Here is a 21,773-nt window from a genome sequence, read left to right as displayed (position 1 = left end):
AGGGATCAGTTGGCGCCGGTGGTATCCGGTTCCGTGGCATCGGGCTGTGCAACGTCCGGCGTGGCCGCGGCCGGCTTCGAAGCATCGGCCTTGGCGGCGTCGGGCGCCGGTACGTCGGACTTCTGCTTGCACTCTTTCAGCCAGACGTCATAGACGGCATGTTCGACAGCGTTGAGACCAGGGCTTTCGGCGAACATCCAGCCGGTGAAGATGCGGCGGATCTTGCGGTCGAGCGTGATCTCGTCGACCTCGACGAAGGAATCGGTCTTCGGCTCCTCGTTCTGCGGCCGCGAATAACAGACGCGCGGCGTCACCTGCAAAGCGCCGAACTGCACCGTCTCGTCGATATAGACGTCGAAGGTGATGATGCGGCCGGTGATCTTGTCGATGCCGGCAAACTCGGCAACCGGATTGGTGATGCGCTCCGATCCCCCGGGTGCCGCCGGTGCCGGTGCGGCGGGTTCCGGCGAAGCGGCAAAGGCCGCGGTGCCGACTGCAAGGCTGGCGGCCAACGTCAGGCCGCCCATCGATGTCAGGCTGAAAAAGCTCATGCAAAGGTACCGGTGGTTCGTGCCCGGGTGATTCTATTGACCAAGGCTAGTCGCCGTTTTCTGATCAGCAAGCAGCTAAACACCAATTGTGGCGATAAAGGACCGGCACCCACCTTGCCGTTATGACCCAGGCGTCCAGGCGTCGTAATCGCCCGTGACCTGCGGGCGGTGCTGATTGGTCAACACCGAGCCCTTCGGGCGGTACGCTGCCGGCGTGCCGGTCAGATTTGGCTGGTGCGGCTTCTGCCAGTCGCGCGGCCGGTAGTCGTCGCTTGGCGGCGCGGCATCGACACGGTGGTGGATCCAGCCGTGCCAGCCGGGCGGGATGGCCGAAGCTTCCGAATAGTTGCTGTAGATGACCCAGCGGCGCGTACGGCCTTCCGAATCGACGCCGCCCTCGTAGTAGACGTTACCCATCTCGTCCTGGCCGACCTTCTTGCCATGGCGCCAGGTGTGCAGGCGCGTTCCCAGCGTCTGGCTGTTCCACCAGGTGAAAAACTGCGTAAGGAAAGTCTTCATCTCAGAACCCTCGCGCCGGCAGCGCCCGTTTCCTGCTTATGGCGTCAGGCCTCGGGGAAGGCAAGGGTCTTGCCGGAGGAAGCGCTGAAATGGCTTGCCGGGAATTCGACACAAGCCTGTGATCTTTCCGGGTGGCAGGATGCGTGCTTGCCAACCCCTGGCGGTCTTTCTAAAGCTCTGCGCGCCCGCTCAGCATGTCCACCCCACTTGGTTGCGGGCCGACGGAGGTGACGATTGGCCACGGAATTGCCGACCACCGACATTCGCATCGGCGCCGATCTGATTCGCCGCCGCAAGGGCGGCACGCCACTGGTCTGCCTCACGGCCTACACCTATCCCGTCGCCCGCTTGCTCGATCCGCATGTCGACCTGCTTCTGGTCGGCGACAGCGTCGCCATGGTCCTGCACGGCCATGAGACGACGCTGGGCGCCTCGATCGAGATGATGATCGCGCACGGGAAAGCGGTGATGCGCGGCTCGGCCAGGGCCTGCGTCGTCGTCGACATGCCGGCCGGGACCTATGAGGATTCGGCGACGCAGGCCGTTGCCTCGGCGCGGCGCATCATGGGCGAAACCGGCTGCCAGGCGGTCAAGATCGAGGGCGGCGTCGACATGGCGCGGCAGATCGCGGCGATCGCCGAGGCCGGCATTCCGGTCATGGGACATATCGGCCTGCTGCCGCAATCGGTGGAGAAGGATGGTGGCTACAAGATCAAGGGCCGCACGGACGAGAACGTGGCGGCCCTTCTGGCCGATGCGCTCGCCGTGGAACAAGCCGGCGCGTTCTCGGTGGTCATCGAAGGCACCATCGAGGCGGTCGCGGCCGAGATCACCCGCCGCATCGCCATTCCAACCATCGGCATCGGCGCCAGCGGCGACTGTGATGGCCAGATCCTGGTCATCGACGACATGGTGGGCTTGACCGTCGACCGTGTGCCGAAATTCGTCAAGGAATATGCCGACCTGCGCAGCGTGATCGCGCATGCCGCAGAACGTTACGCATCGGAGGTGCGAAGCCGGACGTTTCCTGGCCCCAGCCATGTCTTTTCGGCCGCAAACAGCAGGGATGACGCATGAGCCGGCCGATCGTCGTCGATAGCGTCGCCTCTCTTCGGACGCAGGTCCGCGGCTGGCGCCGCGAGGGCCTCCGCGTCGCCATGGTGCCGACCATGGGCGCGTTGCATGACGGGCATCTGTCGCTGGTCAGGATCGCACTCGAAAGCGCGGATCGCTGCGTCGTGTCGATCTTCGTCAACCCGACGCAATTCGCGCCAACGGAAGACCTCGACAAGTACCCGCGCCGGCTCGCCAGGGATCTCGACCAGCTGGCGACGGCCAAGGCCGACCTCGCCTTCACGCCGACGGTAGGCGAGATGTATCCCGCCGGCTTTGCCACCCGGATCTCGGTGGGCGGCCCTTCCGCCGGGCTCGAATCGGACTTCCGCCCCAGCTTTTTCGACGGGGTCGCCACGGTGGTGGCCAAGCTCTTCCTGCAGGCGACGCCGGACTGCGCGGTCTTTGGCGAGAAAGACTACCAGCAGCTTTGCGTCGTCAGGCAACTCTGCCGGGATCTCGACCTGCCGGTCGAGATCATCGGCGCACCGACGATTCGCGACGCATATGGCCTCGCCATGTCGTCGCGAAACGCCTATCTCGGCGCGGCCGAGCTCGGAGTCGCCCGCCAGCTCAACGTGATCCTGCGCAAGGCGGCGCTGGCGCTGGCGGCCGGCAGCGACCGGATCGACGCGATCAACGAGGCCAACCGCTCCCTGATCACGGCGGGGTTTCAGAAAGTCGACTATGTCGAGGCCCGCGAAACCCAGACGCTCGCGCCGTGGCGCCAGGACAGGCCGGGGCGCCTGCTCGCTGCGGCGTGGCTCGGCAACACCAGGCTAATCGATAATGTGGAAATTCCCTCCGCCTAGACGTGGACATCCCACCGGCGCGGCGGTTCGCTGCCGTGCCTAGCTCTCTTCTTTTCGCACGCTGGTCCTGACGAATAATTGCCCAAGGGCGATTCCAATAATCCCGGCCAACGCTTTCACGAGTCCATCGACAAACTGCGCGTGGCGACCGGGGTCGATAATCTGAAGCAGTTCCAATATGCCGGCGGTCGCAACCACGAAGATCACGGCTTGATAGAGCCGGTTGGGGAAGCCGATCGCCAGGGCGAAGCCCAACAGCACATAAGCCAGAGCGCGCTCGACATTCGCCTCGGCGATGTGTGGCCGCAGCTGGATTGGCGACAAAGTCGCGAAAATGATGATGGCTAGCAGCGCCGAGGCAGTAATGCGGGACAGTTTGATCATGTCCCCTGCATACCCTTCGCAAGCCGGCACAGCAAATGCAGCGATGACGCATACGAATCGCCGTTAGCGCGAAGGTAATCCAGACATGGGCCGGGATCCGGCCGTCAGCCGACAAGGGGCTTGAGGTAGACGAGCGTCGGTTCTCCCAAGGCGCCGATGTGCTCGCCGCCATCGCCGGATCGCAGGAAGCCGTTCGCCTCGTAGAAGGCGACGGCGCGCGTGTTCTGCTCCTCCACCTCCAGACGCATGGCGCGGGCCTCGGGGAAGCTTTCGATGATCTCATCGAGGAGCATGCCGCCGATGCCCCGCCCTTGCAGGTCCGGCAGCACATAAAGCTGCTTCAGGACGACCAATTTGCCGCCATCGATGCTTTCGGCGAAGGCCAGACCGCCAATGCGCTTGCCGTCATCGGCAACGAGGAATTCGCTGTTCGGTCTGGTCAGCCGGATCTTCAGCGAGGCGATCGAGTGCCATTCGTCGGTGATCGCGGTGACCCGTTCGGCACCGTAGATGGCGTCATAGGTCGCGTGCCAAGTTTCGACCAGCAGCGCACGAATGGCAGCGAGGTCGCGTTCTCCGGCGGTGCGGACGAACACCGCTACTCGATGCCCAGCTTGGCCTTGACGAGGTCGTTGACCGATTGCGGGTTGGCCTTGCCGCCGGTCGCCTTCATCACCTGGCCGACGAACCAGCCTGCCATGCTCGGCTTGGCGCGCGCCTGCTCGACCTTGTCCGGGTTGGCGGCGATGACCTCGTCGACAGCCTTCTCGATGGCGCCGGTGTCGGTGACCTGCTTCATGCCACGGCTCTCGACCAGCTGACGCGGGTCGCCACCCTCGTTCCAGACGATCTCGAACAGGTCCTTGGCGATCTTGCCGGAGATGGTGCCGTCCTTGATCAGGTCGATGACGGCACCGAGCTGATCCGGTGAAACCGGAGCATTTTCAATACCCTTGCCAGCCCTGTTCAACTGGCCGAGCAGATCGTTGATGACCCAGTTGGCGGCGAGCTTGCCATCGCGGCCGGCGGCCACCTTCTCGAAATAGTCGGCGATCGGCTTCTCCGAAACCAGGATCGAGGCATCGTAGGTGGACAGGCCGAGCGACGAGATCAGCCGGGTCTTCTTGGCGTCGGGCAGTTCCGGCAACTCCCTTGCCAGCGCATCGACATAGGCCTCATCGAATTCCAGCGGCAACAGATCTGGATCGGGGAAATAGCGGTAATCGTGCGCCTCTTCCTTGGTGCGCATCGAACGCGTCTCGCCCTTGACGGCATCGAACAGCCGCGTTTCCTGGTCGATCTTGCCGCCGTCCTCGAGAATGGCGATCTGCCGGCGCGCCTCATAATCGATGGCCTGGCCGATGAAGCGGATCGAATTGACGTTCTTGATCTCGCAACGCGTGCCGAATTCGCCGCCCGGCTTGCGCACCGAGACGTTGACGTCGGCGCGCATCGAACCTTCGTCCATATTGCCGTCGCAGGTGCCGAGATAGCGCACGATGGTGCGCAACTTGGTGACGTAGGCCTTGGCTTCGTCGGCCGAGCGCATGTCGGGCTTGGAGACGATCTCCATCAGTGCCACGCCCGAGCGGTTGAGGTCGACATAGGACATGGTGGGATGCTGGTCGTGCATCGACTTGCCGGCATCCTGCTCCAGATGAAGCCGCTCGATGCCGACCTCGATGTCCTCGAATTCGCCCTGGCGGTCTGGGCCGACCGAGACGATCACCGTGCCTTCGCCGACGATCGGCTGCTTGAACTGCGATATCTGGTAGCCCTGCGGTAGATCCGGATAAAAGTAGTTCTTTCGATCGAAAACCGATTTGTGATTGATCTGCGCCTTCAGGCCAAGGCCGGTGCGGATCGCCTGCTTGACGCATTCCTCGTTGATGACCGGCAGCATGCCGGGCATCGCCGCGTCCACCAGGCTGACATTGGCGTTGGGAGCGGCACCGAAAGCGGTGGAGGCGCCGGAAAACAGCTTTGCCTCCGACGTCACCTGCGCGTGAACCTCAAGCCCGATGATGATCTCCCAGTCGCCGGTGGCGCCGGGGATCAGGCGTTTTGCGTCGGGCGTGCGGGTGTCGATGATGCTCATGGCGGCCTGCGGTTCTAGCTCGCGAGAATTGGGATTTTCGCGAATTTGGATGTTGGCCTTCGCTAGTGCAAACCGCACGGCGAGACAAGCGCAAAGCCGCGCGCTGGCCTTTTCAACCGCTTTCGCTTACAGGACATCCATCCCAATGGAGAGTGGATGTCCACTTACGCTCAGTCCCGGTAAGGCCCTGACCTCGTAGCGAGGCAGGGCAGAAAAACCTGAAAACCCCGTGCCGCGAAACGTCGCGGCGGCGGCTTTTTTGTTTTCCCGGAAACTCTCACATGGATATTTCGCGCATAGAACAGCGCATTCTGCACCTGCTTGCGCAGGGCGGGCGCATAGAAATCGAAAAGAACGACAAAAAGCGGATCGCCTCCGTCAAATGCCTGACCCGCGATGGCTGGCACTACCCGGGCGTCGATCTCGACCTGTTTCGAAAGCTGAAACGGAAGAAGGCGGTCTCCTCGTCGCGTGGCGGTCCCTACCGCATCACCCGGCGCGGGCTCGAACTCGTCCGTTCCGAACTGGACAACAGATAGAATGTGGGTTCCGCCGGTCGGTTCTCCGGCCGGCGGTTCCTTTCACCGCTCAAGCGGTGGCGATATAGGCCCTGATCTCAGCGGCCTCGCGCTCGACGTCCTCGATGCGACGCTTAACCACGTCGCCGATCGAGACGATGCCGTCGAGGAGGCCGTCCTTTTCCACCGGCAGATGGCGGAAGCGGCCTCGGGTCATGATCTCCATCACTTCGTTGACGGTGTGGTTCTCGTTGCAGATCTTCACCTTCGGCGTCATTGCCGAGCGCACGGCGATATCGAGCGCGGCGGCACCTTCCCGCGCGACAACCCGCACGATGTCGCGCTCGGACAGGATGCCGACGATCTTGCGATCGCCATTGGTGATGACAAGCGCCCCGATCCTGTGCTCGGACAGGATGCGAATGGCTTCGCTAAGCTTTTCGTTCGGCCCGAGCGTCAACACGTCATGGCCTTTTTGCTCAAGAATGGCCTTAACCGTCATGGCGTCCTCCTCTGCTTCGCCTGCCGGTTCCTGCCTGACCGGCTTTCACCTAAGAATGAACATCGTGCGCCGCGTTCGGTTGCATTTCAAGTGCGGTGGTCGAAGGTCTCCCATTCGGACGCCTGCCATCGCCGGTCGAACCATCGCAGGCCGAAGAAGCCGGCGACAAAGCCGCCAATATGGGCCTCCCAGGCGATCTGGCCCTCTATTCCCGGCGCAAAGCCGAGCAGGCCTGTGGCGAGGTTGATGATCATCCACATGGCAAGGAACGTCATGACGCCACGCGAGCGCAGCACGATTGCGATCGGCAGCACCGGTCCGGCGAAGGCAGCTTTGCCGGCCGAGCGGTCGGTGCGGAAACCAAAACGCGCCGCGGCACCCATCATGCCTGAGATCGCACCGGAGGCACCGACCAGCGGCGCCTCTCCGAGCGGATGCAACGCCCAGAAGAGCGCGACGGAAGCCAGCCCGGTCAGGGCGAAAAACAGCGCGAACCAGAGCGTGCCCAAACGATTTGCTAACGGCGAACCAAAAGCCGCAAGCCAGACCATGTTGATGGCGATGTGAGCGAAGCCGCCATGCAGGAAGGCATAGGTGAAAGGCCGGGAAAGCAGGAACCAATCGAAGCCGTATTCTCCGGTGTAAAGGACGGGGATGAAAGCCCCGTCATACAGCAGCGTCATCTGCTGCGTTTCATTCAGCACATATTGCTGCAGCAGATAGACGACGACGCAGATGCCCATCACCGCCAGCACGATCGGCGGCAGGTTGAACACCGGCTCCCGCGCCGGCGGCGAGTTCTCAGCCTGCTCTGCTTCGGACTGTTCGCTCTCGGAAGGGTTTACCGGTTCGCTCATCTGCAATCGCACTCGGTGCTGGTTCGGCCCGCGAGCATGTAGATCACCGCCACCGGAACCGCAAACGGCGAATCGCCCTGGTGCGAATCAAAAAAGAAGCCGTCCAAGGTTTCCCTTGAACGGCTGGTCGAGCCCCCTGCTCCCCAAACTCTTGACTGAAGTGCTGCCGATCGTCGCGAAACGACCGCTTCTGGAGTGGCTTTTATGTGCCACAAGGCTCGTTTTGGCGCAACGTAAACCAGTTGTTAACCTTAACGGCCCCGACCCGTGAACAAGTGTTAACGACGCTGGCACGCTTCCTGCTCCGCAACGCATGTAAGTCATCGGAGGGCGCCCTTCTGTTCACCGATGGGACATCAGACGGCAGAATGCGCGGAGTTGCATAGCATGAACCAAAACGGATCGATCACGCTGTTCCACTATTGGAACCGCCTGCGTGACGGACGCCCTGCTCCGAAGCGATCGGAAGTCGAGCCGGCCGACATCAAGTCGCTGCTGGCGGATACGTTCATCCTGGAGAAGGACACGCGCGGACAGCCCGTGTTCCGCCTCGCCGGCACCAGGCTCTGCGCCTGTTACGGCCGCGAACTGAAGGGATTCTCATTCCCCTCGCTGTGGCGCGAGAAGGATCAGCGGCTGGTTTCGCGGCTGATTCAAGGCGTTTTCGACCAGAAATCCGTGGTGCTCATGATCTTCGAGGGCTTCAGTCGCAACGGCCGTTCCAACAGGTTCGAACTGCTTGCCTTGCCGCTCGACGGCGGTGTTGAAAATCCGCGGTGCCTGGGCGTGATCAGCGCCGCGGAGAAACCATTCTGGCTGGGTGCCGACCCCATCACCGATGCATTGATCGATTCCATCCGCGTCATCGATCCGGAAAAGGAACTCCTGAACAATCGTCCCGCGATCGAGGTTCCCTCCCTCGTTCCCGACGAGATCGAGGCGCCCGAAACGATCTCGGCGCTCGGCCGCGCGCGCCGCATCCGCCATCTCGTCGTCTTCGACGGCGGACGTGAGGAATAGTTAGCGATCTCGCGCGATCGGCACCTCGTTTTTTCCCTTTGTTAACCCGCTTCGTTGTAGTTCTGCGATGAAGTTCCTTCGCATCGACGCGAGGGAATGCCAAACGGGGTGCAGGCAGTCATGAGGTCAGCGGCGGTCGACTACGCGCCGTCCCAAGCTGAAAGGCGTAACTTTCAGCGCGTCCGGGTCAAGATATACGGGCGCTTCATGCTGGAAGACCGCACCGAACATCCTTGCCAGGTCGTCGACATGTCGCCCGGCAACGTGGCGTTTCGCACCGACCGCATCGGTATGCCTGGCGAAAAGGTCATCGCCTACATCGATCATATCGGCCGCATCGAAGGGGTCGTGACACGCACGCTCCAGGACGGTTTCGCCATGACCGTGATCGCGTCCGACCGCAAGAAGGACAAGCTTGCCGCGCAATTGACATGGCTCGCCAACAAGCACGAGCTCGATCTGCCGGAAGACCGCCGCCACGAACGTGTCGCGCCACGCAACCCGACCAGCGTCTTGCAGCTCACCGACGGCCGCCAGTATCAGTGCCGGATCATCGACCTGTCGCTTTCCGGCGCCGCTGTCGAGATCGACGTCAAGCCGGCGATTGGTGTCCAGGTCACGCTCGGCACCATGCGCGGGCAGATCGTCCGCCATTTCGAGGATGGCGTCGCCATCGAATTCGCCGTCATCCAGCGGCCCGAATCGCTCGATTCCGAATTCAACACGCCGCGCGCCTGACCGGCTCGGAAAATACGCCCCATCAAGCCGGCCTTCGCGGCCGGTTTTTTTTCGGGGCCGTTCGGCCGGATCAGGACCGCCTTACGCGGGGTAGCACGGGGCCGAGCCTTTAGGCTGGCGCGTCGGGCGATCCAAACAATTCTACACTTAAATCATTCAAATTTTATGTTTATTCTATCTGCGTTTTACTTAAAATCTACTTCGCGCTTTTGCGTCGAATAAATCCACCTATGGCAATGTCTCCTTCGAACGGGGAGACTGAACAATGAAAAGAACGAAAGGCAAGCTGTTGCTGATTGCAATGGCGATGCAGCTTTCCGCGTGGGGATCAGCATATGCCGCGGGACCGGTCTATATGCACACCGGCGGACGGACCACCCAGCCTGTCGGCCATTATGAATTCTGCCAGCGCACAGCTGGCGAATGCAGCGAGAAGACCCCAAAGGGGGCGCCGGTCGAACTGACCCGCAAGCTTTGGGCGACGATCGTCAGCATCAACAATTCGGTCAACACCCGCATCCAGCCGCGCACCGACATGGAAAGCTTCGGCGTCGAGGAGTACTGGGCTTATCCCGACAATGGATTCGGCGATTGCGAGGACTACGCGCTGGAAAAGCGCCGCGAACTGATGGATGCCGGCGTGCCGGCCGGCAATTTGCTGATGACCGTTGCGCGCCAGCCGAACGGCGACGGTCATGCGGTGCTGACCGTTCGCACCAGCCTCGGCGAGTTCATCCTCGACAATCTGGAAACCAGGGTGTTGGCCTGGACGGACACCGAATACACCTATCTCAAGCGCCAGTCGGACCAGAATTCCGGTGTCTGGGTGACGATCAATGACGGCCGCTCCGACGCGGTCGCCAGCGTCCGCTAATTTGAGACAGGTCAAGCGCGCCAGGAAGGCGGCGCTTAAGGAGAAACCCGGTCGAGTCCCCACCCTCCCCGTCCCCAACGACCGGGTCAAAGGAGCCGGCCCCGTCCCCGGGCCGGCTCCACCATTTCTGGTGGAGGCCAATACCGCTATAGAGAACATGGCCAGGATGGTCTCACGTCGGAATTATCAAGCGGCGTATAGATGGGTTGCGCGTCCTTCTCCACTAGCGGACTGAAGCTACCCGGATTTTGCGCATAGCGGTCGACCCAAAGAGCAATGGTCGAGTTATTCAAGTCAACCATGCAGTTTGTCATTTCAACACCCTGTTCTGTACGACGGTACAGGGATTGGGAATTGTTTGGCCAATGGACCGCGAAGCCGCAAAGTAGGCCTTGGTTATCAACTAACGCTTCCATCATTCCTTTGTAATGGCGATCGTAGGGGATTGCCTGACCTTTCCGTAATCCCCACACCTGTCGCGCCGTGTACTCAACCTGCAAATATGCAGCAATGAATGCTTTCGCTTTAGTAATCAGAACGTCAAGATCATCATAGGCAATCTTGAATGCCTTACCTCCGCTGAGGCCGCTGCGGCTCCGAAAGTCATCATCATTTAATATAAAATCTGAATGTTGTACGGCGTTACGCAGCTGGCTATTGTAGAACTCATCATATAGATCGCCAACACCAATCCCTGCCTGGGCAGACAATGACTTGATGATTTCGATCTTTCTGCCAGTGCGGACGCCATTCTTTCGGAAGCTTTTCTTCTCCTTGTCAGTCAAAAAGTCGAAGTGCGGACTAGGGCTATATCCCTTACCTAACTGAAATCGAAGCAGATTTAGAACTACCTCGTAGGGTGCATCCATCTCCACGATGTGACTATAAAGAAGCAGGCCGAGCCGCCACATCGTCCTTTCGCCATCCGGAAATCCCTTCTTAGGGAGATTGATCTTCATTAATCTGTTGAGATCGTTCAATATGTTTCGGCTTTCGGCATAGGGATCCCACCCTTTATCTTCCATGCCGAGTACCCGCAGTAGACAGGCGAAATAGCGAACGATGTCGTTGCTCACAGGGTCAGCCGGGAGAAACAGAGGCTCGAGCACTTTGAAATACCGGTCGCGATGCCCCGCGAAGACTGCTTCAGGATCACGTTCGGTCATCTCGTTCTCTGCTTATTCATATCCAGTAACCAAGCGCTGCCGATAAGCTGTCAATAGCGGTGATGGTGATCATGATTTGATCCTAATAAGGGGCGGCCCAGCATGAAATCGACATAGGATACGCTAAAATTTCCTCAACCCCGCCTTGAAGCGCTTGGCGTTCGCGACATAATGGGCCGCCGAACCGCGCAGTTTTTTGACCGCCGCTTCGTCCAGTGTTCTTATCACCTTGGCCGGCGAGCCGACGATCAGTGAATTGTCTGGAAATTCCTTGCCTTCGGTGACCAGGGCGCCGGCGCCGACCAGCGAGTTCCTGCCGATTTTCGCGCCGTTCAGCACGATGGCGCCCATGCCGACCAGGCTGTTGTCGCCGATCGTGCAGCCATGCAGCAGGGCCCGGTGGCCGATGGTGCAGCCCTGCCCGATGGTCAGCGGAAAACCGGGGTCGGTGTGCATCACCGTATGTTCCTGGACATTGGTATCGGCGCCGATGACAACGGGCTCGTTGTCGCCGCGGATGACGACGCCGAACCAGAAACCGGCATTGCGGCCGACCCTGACGTTGCCGATCAGCGTCGCGTCGGGCGCGATCCAGTTCGAGTCCGCATCCGTGAAGCTCGGCTCTGTTCCATCGATCGCATAGAGCGGCATTGTCGGTCTCCGATTCGTCTCAGGCTGGAATGCCGGAGCCTAGGAGAGCGACCGTCCATGAAGCAATGGCAAGCATGACGGTGCCCAGCGCCAAGGCCCAGACGATCGCCGTGCAGCCGCATGACATCAGCATCACAGCCGAAATGCGGCCGGCGCGGCGGGCGTCGAGGGCATCGTTGATCAACATGAAAGGCCCGGCGCAAGCCGTGGCGAGCAGCGAGCGCAGGACATGCGACGGCGACACATAGGGCTCGGCGAAGGCGACCCTTCGGCCCGCCACCAGTTCCATCGTCGAGCCAGCCAGCCCGCAAACCGTAAGCCCGACGACAAAAGCAAACAGAGTGATTTCGAGCGAGCCCATCTTAACCCTCCATTTACCATGAAATCGCACAGTCGTTTCACAAAGGCTGCAAGAGCCGTGCCGTGCGATGCGTGCCGTCACGGGACATCCGAAGGCGGGCGGCCGGTATCCGAGGACCGAGATGAAGCAGGCAGCGATCGCCGACGGCCCCGAACTCACCGTGGTCGATTCGATGCTGATGAAGCGGGTGTTCTACGCCTTCGCGGCGCTGGCCTTGCTGTCGGTCGCGATCAGCCTTGGCGGCAAATGGTTCGGCCATTCGATCGCAATGGCCGGCTACACCGACGACGCCACGATACGGGAAGTGGTGATCGGCAACAACGTCATCGCCGTGCCGGCAAACGTCATCCGTTTCGACCAGGCGCGGCGCGACGGCATCGCCTCGCGACTCGACCTTTACCTGCGTTATCCCCAGATGGACGGCTACAGCGAAGCTGCCCGCGATGATTTCAATCACATGGGGACGAACAGGAACATCATCTTTCTGTCCTTCGAACAGCAGATGATGTCGCGCGACATGAGCGGCCGTTTCGCGCCGATCTACAGCGCGCTGATCGTCCAGCCCGGCATTCCGGGGCCTGGCGGCACGACGGTCTACGATTTCAATGAGAAATCAGGTTACGTGAACGAGGTGCTGGTCGTCGGCAAGCGCCCTGGCGAGGATCCCTTCGTGGCCCGCTGCCTGAGCGGCCCGAGTGCCGGGGACTCGCTGGCGCCTTGCGAGCGAGACATCCACGTTGGCGAGGATCTCAGCCTCACCTATCGTTTCCCGAAAGAGTTTCTTGGCAACTGGCAGGCGCTCGACGCCGCGATCGCCACCGAGGCCAAGCGCATCCTGAGGACAGGACACTGAGAGAAAGGGCCGGCCGCGTTCGACGCGGACCCGGCCAGCCGAGGCACTCTGGCTCAGGCCAGATCGATGTCGAGGATCGCCATCGAGAAATTGTAGTCGCCGTCGTCCTCGTCCTTGAAGACGATGCCGAGGAATTCGTCGCCAACATAGACTTCGGCCGAATCTTCCTTACGCGGCCGCGCCTTGACCACAAGTTGGGGATTCTGGAAGACGCGCTTGAAATAGGCGTCCAGCTTTCTGATTTCGTCCGGCTTCAAAGTCTTCTCCGATCATCGGGCTTGCTCGTTTGAACGGCGCTTCTGGCACGTCGACAATGGCGATGTAAAGGCAAGCCGGCCTTATTGCACCGGAAGCGGCACCGCCGCCGGGCAAATCGCAATGATGCCAGGCAATGCGCCGGGCGGTGTCAGATATCGAAGCTGACCACCTGGTCCATCCTCTGGGATGGCAGGAGCTGGTCCATCTGACGCGAGGGCTGATCGCAGCCGGTCTCGCCAACGACACGGGCCGGCACGCCCGCAACCGTCTTGTTGTGCGGCACAGGCGACAGCACCACCGATCCGGCGGCGATCTTGGAGCAGTGACCGATTTCGATATTGCCGAGAATCTTGGCGCCGGCGCCAATCAGCACGCCATAGCGGATCTTGGGATGGCGGTCGCCGCCGGCCTTGCCGGTGCCGCCCAGCGTCACGCCGTGCAAGATCGACACGTCGTCCTCGATCACCGCCGTCTCGCCGACGACGAGGCCGGTGGCATGGTCGATGAAGATGCCCTTGCCGATGCGCGCGGCCGGATTGATGTCGGTCTGGAAGACAGAAGACGACCGGCTCTGCAGATAGAGCGCGAAATCCTTGCGGCCCTGGTTCCACAGCCAATGCGCCAGCCGATGGGTCTGGATGGCATGGAAACCCTTGAAATAGAGCACCGGCATGATGAAACGATCGCAGGCCGGGTCGCGATCGTAATAAGCCTGGATGTCGACGCGCACCGTCGTCGGCCATTCCTTGTCGTCGGCCAGCATCGATTTGAAGGTCTGGCGGATGAGATCGGAGCCGATGTCCTGATGGGCAAGCCGCTCGGCCAGCCGGTGGATGACCGCCTCTTCCAGACTGTCCTGGTTGAGGATCGTCGAATAGAGGAATGCGGCCAGCAGCGGGTCGCGATTGACCGCTTCCATCGCTTCGTCACGGATCGAACGCCAGATCGGATCGACCGGCTGCAACGCGTTGTGGCGGGAAATACTGATGCTGTTCATCGACGTCTCGTCCTGCGTCCTGCCGGCTTGCCTGTTGTCCGGCCGCACGTATAAGCCAGATCATAGCACGATTGAACTCAATTTTCCTTAGTGATCTGTCAAATGGATTTGGTTCTCGGGAATTCAAGCTGCGATGGAAAACGAAATCTTGATCGACAACGCGCTGAAGAGCGAGCTTTCGGCTCTCTACCGGGCCGATGGCCGCCACTATCACGACCTGGCCCATATCGAGGCGATGCTGGCGCTGGCTCACGACTATCGGGGGCTGCTTGCCGATCCCGAAGCCGTCGAAGCGGCGATCTGGTTTCACGACGCCATCTATGACAGCAAGGCCAAGGACAACGAGGCGCAAAGTGCCGCCCTTGCCGAGGAAAGGCTCGCAGGCCGCGCCGATCCCGAGCGCCTCAGCCGCATCACCGCGATGATCCTCGCCACCGCCACGCACCAACTGCCGCGGATCGACGACGCGGCGGCGGCCCGCGACGCCAGTCTTTTTCTCGACATGGACCTGTCGATCCTGGGTGCCGCGCCAGATGCCTTCGATGCCTATGAGAGCGCGGTTCGGCGCGAATATGACTGGGTGGAGGAGCCGCTGTGGCGTGCTGGTCGCAGCGCGGTGCTGAAGACCTTCCTCGCCCGCCCCCACATCTTCCACACGGAGGAATTTCGTCGGCGCTTCGAGCCGCAGGCCAAGCGAAATCTGGCGAGATCGCTGGCGGCGCTCGAATCCGGATAGGAAACGCCGCTCGGTTCGAACTCCAACGCTGAACGATGCCGGGTCAAAGCGGATTTTCGGCGTAGAATTCCAGCACGCGCTGCTTGAAGGTTTTGTCGCCGACCGCCAGCATGTGGTCGCGGCCCTCGATATGAAAAGCCCTGGCGTTGGGCATCAGTGCCGCAAGTTCGTCGGGCGAGCCGCCGATGTCGTCGGTCGTGCCGACGGCGACCAGCGTCGGCTGGGCGATGCGGGCGAGATCTTCCTCGCTCAGCAATTCGCGTGAAGTGGCGATGCAGGCGGCAAGCGCCCGGCGATCGCTGCGGGTCTGGTCGGCGAAAGCGCGAAACGAGCGGCCTCGCGGATGCGCGGTTGCGGCTGGATCGTCGGCAAGAAGCGCCGCGGCGATCGGATCCCAATCGCCGACGCCGTCGATCATGCCGATGCCGAGACCGCCGAAGACCAGCGTCGCCACTTTGTCGGGATCGGACAGCGCCAGGAACGCCGCTATGCGCGCGCCCATCGAATAGCCCATGACATGGGCGCGCCCGATGCCGAGATGGTCGAGCAAGGCGGCCGCATCCGAGGCCATTTTGGCCGGCGTGTAGTCAGCCTCGTCATAGCTCTTGGACGAAGCGCCGTGGCCGCGATTGTCGAAGGCAATGGCGCGATAACCGGCATCGTTCAGCGTCTTGAACCAGCCGGGCGACACCCAATTCACATGATGACTGGAAGCGAAGCCGTGGATCATGAGCACCGGGTCGCCCTTGCCCGCAGCCGGCTGGCGATCGAGGAAGGCAAGATCGAACCCGTCATGGGAAAAAAACTGCATCGGCTATCCTGCCCTTGCGTTCAACCGCCGCCGCTATTGGGCGCATCGCCATTGTCAGCCGGCCGCACGCCTGGGCCGGACATGGTGCCGACGGCCGGGTGGCGCACCAGATCGCCATATTCGATGCCGTTCCTGGCTGCGGTGCCAGACTTGAGCTCGAGCACGAAACGCACGGGCACGCCGGGCGAAATGATGGCCTGGGATTGCGGCTCGCCGTGCTTGACCGCACGGACCTTGCCGTCCTGGCCAATGAAAATCAGGTCGAGCGGCATCGGCGTGTTCTGCATCCAGAAATTCACCTGCTGCTGCATCTCGAAGACGAACAGCATGCCGTGATCGTCCGCCATATCCTGGCGGAACATCAAGCCGGCCTCACGCTCTGGATCGGTATCGGCGATCTCGATGGAAAAAGACCGATCGCCGTTCTTCGTCGCCACGACCAGCGGCGTGGGATCGACTGGAAGAACCATCGCCCGGCTGTCGGCCGAGGTCGGCCGCTCGGAATAGAAGTAAGCGCCTGCGGCGACGACGATCATGGCGCACATCACGCCCGCCGTCAGCCAGTTCCTGTGAGTCATGCAAAATCCTCGGCCGGAATCGTCCTAGACCATGATCCCGGAAAGTGGAACCCGATTTCGGGCAAGATCATGGTCAAACGAACAGGCACAAAGACCCGATCCCAACGGGATGGATGAGGCTTCTGGGAGTGTCGAGATTCAGATCCGATCGAGCCGGAGGCGAAGACGAGCGCGAAACGGCCAAACCGGATGCGGATCGAGAACCGGAGCGGACATTCGGCTCCGCCAGCACCGGAAGCGCCAAGAGCCGGCGTTTGCGGTCGGCTGAAATATCGACGAACCTTAGTGCGAGACCGGCAAGGTGCCCACATCGGGATGAATTTCGGCGGCCATGAGGCCTTTGTCGCCGCGCCCGAAACGGACGAGCACCACCTGGCCAGGCCGAAGCTCGGTGATGCCGTAGCGGCGCAAGGTCTCCATGTGAACGAAAATGTCCTCGGTGCCCTCGCCGCGCGTCAAGAAACCGAACCCCTTGGTGCGGTTGAACCACTTGACCAAGGCGCGTTCGAGGCCACTCTCGGGCGCCACCGAGACGTGGGTGCGCTGCTCCTGCATCTCGGCGGGATGGACCGCGGTGGTGACATCCATGGAGAGGACACGGAACGCCTGCAACCCGCGCTCGCCCTGCTTGACGAGGCAGACCACGCGCGCGCCTTCCAGGGCAGTCTGGAAACCGTCCCGTCTAAGGCACGTCACATGGAGGAGGATATCGCCCGAAACGCCGTCGTCGGGGAGGATGAAACCATAGCCCTTGGCCACATCGAACCATTTGATAGCACCGGCAATCTCGACCAGGTCGGCAGCGTCGCCGCCTTCGTCGCGTGCCAAGGCGTCGCCAAGGGTTTCGGCCCGCACCTTCAGAGAGGCCTTTTCCCCCATAAGAATGCCCCCTTTTTTCAAGAACACCGCAATTGATTCTTGACACCAGATTAACACTGCGGCTTCCGGTGAGTGCAAGACCTGCGGCGCCTTTTTTCACGGTTCATCGCGGATATACCGGATTTGTTCTTTCCCGGCATTGCCTGCCGCCTGGCGATTGCCCTTTGACGGGGCCGACCCTATGTTGCGCGCAACCCACAAATCGAGGAAAACACATGCGCTATCTGCACACCATGGTCCGCGTCGCCGATGTCGATGCCTCGCTCGATTTCTACTGCAACAAGCTCGGCCTCAAGGAAGTGCGCCGCTATGAAAACGAGCAGGGCCGCTTCACGCTGATCTTCCTGGCTGCCCCCGAAGACGAGCAGAGCGGCATCGCCGACAGGGCGCCGCTGGTCGAACTCACCTACAATTGGGATCCGGAAGACTATAAGGGCGGGCGCAATTTCGGGCACCTCGCCTATGAGGTCGACGATATCTACGAAACATGCCAGCGGCTGATGGACGGAGGCGTCACCATCAATCGCCCGCCACGCGACGGCAACATGGCCTTCATCAAGTCGCCGGATGGCATCTCGATCGAGCTTTTGCAGAAAGGCCCGGCCAAGGCCAAGGCCGAACCGTGGGCTTCGATGGCGAACACCGGAAGCTGGTAGGCTTTTGATCTGACGCCGGCCGCAAATCGCCCGGCAGCCGTTGGCGTTTGGCAAGACGACGCCTATCTGTCGGACTGTTACGCCGGCGTTTCGGCGCCGTCGCCTTGCCATGAAAACAGGGCGCCTGCCCCGCGGAGAATCCAGTCATGCCGACCAGCCGTGCCGATGTCGCCACCGAACATGCCAGCCGCTATCTGCAGCAACTGTGCAAGCACTGGGCGCACAAATTTCCCGTCGAGTTCGATCCGCACCATGGCACGATCGATCTCTCGCTCGGCCGCACCGTCATGGATGCCGATGCGGCCGCGCTGCATATCACGGTGTCGACCGACGAAGCCGGATCGATCGATCGCCTGGAAAGCGTCGTCGCCGATCACATCAAGCGCTTTGCCTTCCGCGAAGAACTGACCTTCGACTGGAAGCCTGCTTCGGCATAACCAGCCTATTTGCCGCCGGCTTGACCGGCCATTTCCAGGAGCGCCAGCACCGTGCGCCAGTTGCGCGCGGTGCCAGGAACTTTCAGCGTCCGCGGGAGCAGCCCGGCAAAAACCGATTTGCCGAGCCCGTCCGGCGCGTGCAGGTAGAGCACGTCGCGCTTGATCTCGAAACTTTCAGGCCCGGAGCATTTTTCGGTCAGCCGCGCGATCTCATCGGAGGCCGGCTCGCGCTCCAGCGCATAAGCGTGGAGTTTCGTGTGGTCCGCCGCGACTTCCGGATACGGGTTTTCGGCCACCAGCCTCTCCAACCAGCCGAGATCGCGCACCATGATGCGCGAATGGAATCCCCATTTCTTCTCGAAGGCCGCTTCGATCTGCTTGGCCAGCGCCGCGGCGTCGCCTTTCTTTGCGCGGAACACGGCATTGCCGCTCTGGACATAGGTAGCGACATCGGAAAAGCCGAGATCCTCGAAAAAGGAGCGCAACTCCGCCATCTTGACGATGCGGTTGCCGCCGACATTGATGCCGGAGAACAGGGCGACGAAGACCGTGCCGCTCATATGATGAAGCCCGCCAATGTCTCGTTGTCGGTGATGTCCTGATACTGGACGCCCTCGGCCTCGAAATTCGCCTTGAGCAGGTCGAAATTTCGGCGGTCCTTGGTTTCGATGCCGATCAGCACCGAGCCGAAATTGCGCGCCGATTTCTTCAGATATTCGAAGCGGGCGATATCGTCGTCCGGACCCAGCAGTTCCAGGAAATCGCGCAGCGCTCCCGGCCGCTGCGGGAACCGGATGATGAAGTATTTTTTCAGGCCCTCGAAACGCAACGCCCGTTCCTTGACGTCCGGCAGCCGCTCGAAATCGAAATTGCCGCCCGAAACGACCACAACGATGGTCTTGCCCCTGATCTCCTTTTTCGAAAAGTCCTTCAATGCGTCGATCGCCAATGCGCCGGCCGGCTCCAGCACCACGCCTTCGATATTGAGCATCTCGATCATCGTCGCGCAGAGCCGGTTCTCCGGGATCAGCCGCACCGTGTCGGCGGCGAACTCCTTGAGATGCCGCAAAGGCTCGCGGCCGATCTCGGCCACCGCCGCGCCGTCGACGAAGTTATCGACCTTGGCGAGTTTGAGCCGTTTTCCCGCCGCGAGACTCTCGCGCAGGCTGGGCGCGCCGGCCGGCTCGCAGAAGACGAAGCGCATTTCCCGGCCCTGATCGGCAAAAAAATGGGTCACGCCGGCGGCTAACCCGCCACCGCCGACCGGCAGCATGACCACATCCGGCATGCGCGCACCCGGCATCTGACCGGCAATCTCATACGCGACCGTCGCCTGGCCCTCGATGATGTCCCTGTGGTCGAAAGGCGGCACCATGTGGGCGCCGGAGCTTTCGGTGAATTCGAAAGCGGCACGGTAGCAATCGTCGAAAAAGTCGCCGACCAGCCTGATCTCGACGAAATCGCCACCGAACAGCCTGGTCTTGTCGATCTTCTGCTGCGGCGTCGTCACCGGCATGAATACCACGCCTCGCCTGCCGAAATGGCGACAGACGAACGCGAAGCCTTGCGCATGGTTGCCGGCGGACGCGCAGACGAACAGTTCCGCGTCGTTACCCGCCGCAAGCGCCTTGCGGAAGAAGTTGAAGGCGCCACGGATCTTGTAGGAGCGCACCGGCGACAGGTCCTCGCGCTTGAGCAGCACTCGCGCGCCGGTCTTTTTCGACAGGTAGTCGTTTTCCTGCAGCGGCGTTTCTGGAAAGATCTGGCGGATCGCGGTGGCGGCCGTCGCGACGCGGGAAGAGAAGCTGTTCATCGGAAACCCACCTTGCGCCGCATATTTGCCGACTCTAGCATTGAAAGGGCCGCGTACAGTTTGTTTGTCGCGCACTGCCGGATCCCGCCTATTGCATATCCGGCGTCGCGACGCCATTGTCCGTCGGCTCGCGCTTCTGCTCGATTGGCATTCATGCAGTCTTTGCAAGCACTTGAGAACTTTCGTTCATATATCAGCTGGAATAAATCCGCGACGCTGCCGGAATTCGGCGAAAAGGCGATGCTGCTTTGGCGTGCACCGTCAGCGAAGAAGCGACCGCATGTGGCATTCCGGCTCAGGCCGAAACTGCCGCCTCTCTTCACGTCCCGGCGTTTTGCGCCTTTCTTCTGGCTTTCGGGCCACAGTGCGATCGCAGCCGCAAGGCGCCGACCGGATTTCGACCCGACATGACTTACTTCCGCCGTACTTAAACTGTCGGGGAGGTGTCGCGGAGTAGGCGGGCCTTTTGGCCGGAGTGGAATTGCAAGCGTGCCTTTGAACAAGATATTTACGGCTGTCCTTGCCTTGTTTCTTGCCGGCTGTGCCGGCACACAAACTCAGGAATTGCTCGGCAGCACCATCGTCCCCACGCCGGTGACGGAGATTGCCGGCAACCACTCTATCTTCATCGCCACCACGCGCAAGAAATCCGACGATCCCAACAAGGTCTTCGATGGCGAGCGCTCGGCAACGCTCAACTACGCCCGCGTCAACGTCACCGTGCCTGGAATCCACGAGACCGGCCAGATCGAACGGCGCTCGCGCGGCAAATCGGACGATCCGGCCAAATATTTCATGGCTTCGGAGGTCGTCGGCTACGATACCGCGCCAAAATTCTCGAGCGCGCTCAGCGCCGACATCGCGGCGCGCGGCGGCCGTGTCATGGTCTTCGTCCATGGTTACAACACCGGCTTCGACGACGCCGTCTACCGCTTGACCCAGATCGTCCATGATTCCGGCTATCCTGGAACGCCGGTGCTGTTCTCCTGGGCTTCGGGCGCCAAGACCACCGACTATGTCTACGACAAGGAAAGCGCCAGTGCCGCGCGCGACCAGCTCGAAGTGACGCTGCGGATGCTCGCGCAAACGGGCGCGCGGCGAATCGACATCGTCGCCCATTCGATGGGCACCTGGGTAACCATGGAGACGCTGCGCCAGCTCGCCATCACCGGCGACCGCGATCTCGGCGGCAAGCTCGGCGACGTGGTGCTGGCCTCGCCCGACATTGATGTCGACGTGTTCAAGAGCCAGATGCGCCGCTACGGCAAGCCCGACAAGCCGTTTATCCTGCTGTTGTCGGACGACGACCGGGCGCTGCGGCTCTCCGGCCTGATCGCCGGGTCGCAGCCGCGCGTCGGCGACTACAAGGACGCCGCCGATCTCGCTTCCTACGGCGTGACGGTCGTCGACCTCTCGAAGATCAAGGGAACGGACCGCTTCAACCATACGAAATTCGCCGACAATCCGGCTCTGGTGAAGATGATCGGCCAGCGGCTGCGCGAGGATGACGGCTTCGCCAGCGACCGCGACGTGACCGACCGCATCGGCCTGCTCGCCCAATAGATGCGGTGCCGCGGGTTTCGCTATTGCC

28 protein-coding genes are annotated in these 21,773 nt (G+C 61.5%); 11 read left to right on the top strand and 17 right to left on the bottom strand.

What is annotated here, in order from left to right; genetic code table 11:
- Window positions 1-5 precede the first annotated feature (5 nt).
- Window positions 6-551: a DUF2155 domain-containing protein gene (locus tag NKI49_RS19985; protein WP_352601909.1), complete on the bottom strand. Its 546-nt coding sequence runs from the start codon at window positions 549-551 to the stop codon at window positions 6-8.
- A gap of 120 nt (window positions 552-671) precedes the next feature.
- Complete coding sequence (locus NKI49_RS19980; RefSeq protein WP_352601911.1) at window positions 672-1,070, bottom strand: NADH:ubiquinone oxidoreductase subunit NDUFA12; 399 nt, start codon at window positions 1,068-1,070, stop codon at window positions 672-674.
- A gap of 234 nt (window positions 1,071-1,304) precedes the next feature.
- Between NKI49_RS19980 and panB the strand changes: the two genes are divergently transcribed.
- Window positions 1,305-2,147, top strand: a complete 843-nt coding sequence (gene panB / locus NKI49_RS19975) for a 3-methyl-2-oxobutanoate hydroxymethyltransferase (RefSeq protein ID WP_352601913.1) — start codon at window positions 1,305-1,307, stop codon at window positions 2,145-2,147.
- The gene (panC, locus tag NKI49_RS19970) at window positions 2,144-2,995 is read left to right on the top strand and encodes a pantoate--beta-alanine ligase (RefSeq protein ID WP_352601915.1); all 852 of its coding nucleotides are present in this window, start codon (window positions 2,144-2,146) and stop codon (window positions 2,993-2,995) included. Before panB ends, panC begins: the two co-directional genes overlap by 4 nt.
- 39 nt (window positions 2,996-3,034) lie before the next feature.
- On the opposite strand, the gene NKI49_RS19965 is transcribed toward panC, so the two are convergent.
- From NKI49_RS19965 to gatB, 3 genes are all read right to left on the bottom strand, one after another.
- Window positions 3,035-3,379 (bottom strand): VanZ family protein, encoded by a 345-nt coding sequence (locus NKI49_RS19965; protein WP_352601917.1) that lies wholly within the window; start codon window positions 3,377-3,379, stop codon window positions 3,035-3,037.
- Between the two features lie 104 nt (window positions 3,380-3,483).
- Window positions 3,484-3,975, bottom strand: a complete 492-nt coding sequence (locus NKI49_RS19960) for a GNAT family N-acetyltransferase (RefSeq protein WP_352601919.1) — start codon at window positions 3,973-3,975, stop codon at window positions 3,484-3,486.
- A gap of 2 nt (window positions 3,976-3,977) precedes the next feature.
- Window positions 3,978-5,477, bottom strand: a complete 1,500-nt coding sequence (gene gatB / locus NKI49_RS19955; protein WP_352601921.1) for an Asp-tRNA(Asn)/Glu-tRNA(Gln) amidotransferase subunit GatB — start codon at window positions 5,475-5,477, stop codon at window positions 3,978-3,980.
- Between the two features lie 281 nt (window positions 5,478-5,758).
- Here gatB and NKI49_RS19950 point away from each other — a divergent pair, with 281 nt between their 5' ends.
- Window positions 5,759-6,016, top strand: a complete 258-nt coding sequence (locus NKI49_RS19950; RefSeq protein WP_027028211.1) for a YjhX family toxin — start codon at window positions 5,759-5,761, stop codon at window positions 6,014-6,016.
- Between the two features lie 49 nt (window positions 6,017-6,065).
- Here NKI49_RS19950 and NKI49_RS19945 read toward each other — a convergent pair whose 3' ends face one another.
- Both NKI49_RS19945 and NKI49_RS19940 read right to left on the bottom strand, forming a co-directional pair.
- On the bottom strand, window positions 6,066-6,497 hold the full coding sequence (locus tag NKI49_RS19945) for a CBS domain-containing protein (protein WP_027028210.1): 432 nt from the start codon (window positions 6,495-6,497) through the stop codon (window positions 6,066-6,068).
- Window positions 6,498-6,583: 86 nt separating this feature from the next.
- Entirely contained in the window at window positions 6,584-7,354 is a 771-nt protein-coding gene (locus NKI49_RS19940; RefSeq protein ID WP_352601924.1) for a rhomboid family intramembrane serine protease, read from the bottom strand.
- 387 nt (window positions 7,355-7,741) lie between these two features.
- On the opposite strand from NKI49_RS19940, the gene NKI49_RS19935 reads away from it, so the two are divergent.
- From NKI49_RS19935 to NKI49_RS19925, 3 genes are all read left to right on the top strand, one after another.
- On the top strand, window positions 7,742-8,374 hold the full coding sequence (locus NKI49_RS19935) for a PAS domain-containing protein (RefSeq protein WP_352601926.1): 633 nt from the start codon (window positions 7,742-7,744) through the stop codon (window positions 8,372-8,374).
- 120 nt (window positions 8,375-8,494) lie between these two features.
- Window positions 8,495-9,112, top strand: coding sequence for a PilZ domain-containing protein (locus NKI49_RS19930; protein ID WP_352601928.1), 618 nt, complete (start codon window positions 8,495-8,497; stop codon window positions 9,110-9,112).
- Between the two features lie 265 nt (window positions 9,113-9,377).
- On the top strand, window positions 9,378-9,986 hold the full coding sequence (locus NKI49_RS19925) for a transglutaminase-like cysteine peptidase (RefSeq protein WP_352601930.1): 609 nt from the start codon (window positions 9,378-9,380) through the stop codon (window positions 9,984-9,986).
- Between the two features lie 146 nt (window positions 9,987-10,132).
- On the opposite strand, the gene NKI49_RS19920 is transcribed toward NKI49_RS19925, so the two are convergent.
- From NKI49_RS19920 to NKI49_RS19910, 3 genes are all read right to left on the bottom strand, one after another.
- Window positions 10,133-11,152 carry a hypothetical protein gene (locus NKI49_RS19920; protein WP_352601932.1) on the bottom strand — a complete coding sequence of 340 codons (1,020 nt, stop codon included), beginning with the start codon at window positions 11,150-11,152 and terminating at the stop codon, window positions 10,133-10,135.
- Window positions 11,153-11,275: 123 nt separating this feature from the next.
- Window positions 11,276-11,803 carry a gamma carbonic anhydrase family protein gene (locus NKI49_RS19915; protein ID WP_352601934.1) on the bottom strand — a complete coding sequence of 176 codons (528 nt, stop codon included), beginning with the start codon at window positions 11,801-11,803 and terminating at the stop codon, window positions 11,276-11,278.
- A 19-nt stretch (window positions 11,804-11,822) separates the two neighbouring features.
- Entirely contained in the window at window positions 11,823-12,164 is a 342-nt protein-coding gene (locus NKI49_RS19910; protein ID WP_352601936.1) for a DUF6949 family protein, read from the bottom strand.
- Between the two features lie 121 nt (window positions 12,165-12,285).
- Here NKI49_RS19910 and NKI49_RS19905 point away from each other — a divergent pair, with 121 nt between their 5' ends.
- The gene (locus NKI49_RS19905; protein WP_352601938.1) at window positions 12,286-13,017 is read left to right on the top strand and encodes a hypothetical protein; all 732 of its coding nucleotides are present in this window, start codon (window positions 12,286-12,288) and stop codon (window positions 13,015-13,017) included.
- A gap of 53 nt (window positions 13,018-13,070) precedes the next feature.
- Here NKI49_RS19905 and NKI49_RS19900 read toward each other — a convergent pair whose 3' ends face one another.
- Both NKI49_RS19900 and cysE read right to left on the bottom strand, forming a co-directional pair.
- Window positions 13,071-13,274 (bottom strand): DUF3126 family protein, encoded by a 204-nt coding sequence (locus NKI49_RS19900; protein ID WP_027028195.1) that lies wholly within the window; start codon window positions 13,272-13,274, stop codon window positions 13,071-13,073.
- A gap of 149 nt (window positions 13,275-13,423) precedes the next feature.
- Window positions 13,424-14,272, bottom strand: coding sequence for a serine O-acetyltransferase (cysE, locus tag NKI49_RS19895; protein ID WP_352601940.1), 849 nt, complete (start codon window positions 14,270-14,272; stop codon window positions 13,424-13,426).
- A 133-nt stretch (window positions 14,273-14,405) separates the two neighbouring features.
- On the opposite strand from cysE, the gene NKI49_RS19890 reads away from it, so the two are divergent.
- Window positions 14,406-15,008 (top strand): HD domain-containing protein, encoded by a 603-nt coding sequence (locus NKI49_RS19890; RefSeq protein WP_352601942.1) that lies wholly within the window; start codon window positions 14,406-14,408, stop codon window positions 15,006-15,008.
- 43 nt (window positions 15,009-15,051) lie between these two features.
- Here the strand turns inward: NKI49_RS19890 and NKI49_RS19885 are convergent, their stop codons facing one another.
- From NKI49_RS19885 to NKI49_RS19875, 3 genes are all read right to left on the bottom strand, one after another.
- Window positions 15,052-15,819 carry an alpha/beta fold hydrolase gene (locus tag NKI49_RS19885; protein WP_352601944.1) on the bottom strand — a complete coding sequence of 256 codons (768 nt, stop codon included), beginning with the start codon at window positions 15,817-15,819 and terminating at the stop codon, window positions 15,052-15,054.
- A gap of 20 nt (window positions 15,820-15,839) precedes the next feature.
- Window positions 15,840-16,397, bottom strand: a complete 558-nt coding sequence (locus NKI49_RS19880; RefSeq protein ID WP_352601946.1) for a DUF192 domain-containing protein — start codon at window positions 16,395-16,397, stop codon at window positions 15,840-15,842.
- Window positions 16,398-16,679: 282 nt separating this feature from the next.
- Window positions 16,680-17,276, bottom strand: a complete 597-nt coding sequence (locus tag NKI49_RS19875; RefSeq protein ID WP_352601948.1) for a cold-shock protein — start codon at window positions 17,274-17,276, stop codon at window positions 16,680-16,682.
- A gap of 215 nt (window positions 17,277-17,491) precedes the next feature.
- Between NKI49_RS19875 and NKI49_RS19870 the strand changes: the two genes are divergently transcribed.
- Window positions 17,492-17,932 (top strand): VOC family protein, encoded by a 441-nt coding sequence (locus NKI49_RS19870; protein WP_352601950.1) that lies wholly within the window; start codon window positions 17,492-17,494, stop codon window positions 17,930-17,932.
- Window positions 17,933-18,078: 146 nt separating this feature from the next.
- Window positions 18,079-18,369 (top strand): DUF2218 domain-containing protein, encoded by a 291-nt coding sequence (locus NKI49_RS19865; RefSeq protein ID WP_352601952.1) that lies wholly within the window; start codon window positions 18,079-18,081, stop codon window positions 18,367-18,369.
- Between the two features lie 5 nt (window positions 18,370-18,374).
- Here the strand turns inward: NKI49_RS19865 and NKI49_RS19860 are convergent, their stop codons facing one another.
- Window positions 18,375-18,929: a DUF1697 domain-containing protein gene (locus NKI49_RS19860; protein WP_352601954.1), complete on the bottom strand. Its 555-nt coding sequence runs from the start codon at window positions 18,927-18,929 to the stop codon at window positions 18,375-18,377.
- Window positions 18,926-20,182 carry a threonine ammonia-lyase IlvA gene (gene ilvA / locus NKI49_RS19855; RefSeq protein WP_352601956.1) on the bottom strand — a complete coding sequence of 419 codons (1,257 nt, stop codon included), beginning with the start codon at window positions 20,180-20,182 and terminating at the stop codon, window positions 18,926-18,928. The genes NKI49_RS19860 and ilvA overlap by 4 nt, the downstream gene beginning before the upstream one ends.
- A 489-nt stretch (window positions 20,183-20,671) precedes the next feature.
- On the opposite strand from ilvA, the gene NKI49_RS19850 reads away from it, so the two are divergent.
- Window positions 20,672-21,745, top strand: coding sequence for an alpha/beta hydrolase (locus NKI49_RS19850; RefSeq protein WP_352601958.1), 1,074 nt, complete (start codon window positions 20,672-20,674; stop codon window positions 21,743-21,745).
- The last annotated feature ends 28 nt before the right edge of the window (window positions 21,746-21,773 follow it).

It is taken from the genome of Mesorhizobium sp. M0587, assembly GCF_040320945.1.
Classification (GTDB): Bacteria; Pseudomonadota; Alphaproteobacteria; order Rhizobiales; family Rhizobiaceae; genus Mesorhizobium.
This window is presented reverse-complemented; position numbering and strand designations above follow the sequence as displayed.